The organism is Bartonella vinsonii subsp. berkhoffii ATCC 51672 (genome assembly GCF_902825225.1).
In the GTDB taxonomy this organism is placed as follows: domain Bacteria; phylum Pseudomonadota; class Alphaproteobacteria; order Rhizobiales; family Rhizobiaceae; genus Bartonella; species Bartonella berkhoffii.
The window spans coordinates 1-421 of record NZ_CADEAK010000207.1 but is presented as its reverse complement, the minus strand read 5'-3'; the positions used below and the strand labels follow the sequence as shown (position 1 = coordinate 421).

Here is a 421-nt window from a genome sequence, read left to right as displayed (position 1 = left end):
CATCATTACGAAAAGTAGAAAGAGCGCTACAAGCAGAAAAACCAGCAAGAGAGATTCGATTTATCGGAGATTCAGTGCCCCCTGCCAACATGACATCTGCATCACCCAACGCAACCAAACGTGCTGCATCACCAAGTGCATGTGCACCTGTAGAACAAGCTGTTACAACCGAATGATTAGGACCACGCAAACCATGTTTAATAGAGACATAACCAGAAGCAAGATTAAACAAACGTCCTGGAATAAAAAAAGGAGAGACACGCCTTGGACCTTTATCACGAAGCGTATAACCGGCTTCGACGATACCTTCGATACCACCAATACCCGAACCAATTAATACTCCTGTAGAAACCTGATCTTCATCACTTTTAGGAGACCGCTCAGCATCTGAAAGCGCTTGGCTCGCAGCAGCCATTGCATA

The 421-nt window shown here is 45.4% G+C and carries 1 protein-coding gene; it reads right to left on the bottom strand.

Annotation, left to right across the window (positions count from 1 at the left end; all coding sequences use genetic code 11):
- On the bottom strand, nt 1-421 hold a 421-nt coding region (locus tag J7R10_RS08955; RefSeq protein WP_281432521.1), incomplete at both ends, for a beta-ketoacyl synthase N-terminal-like domain-containing protein.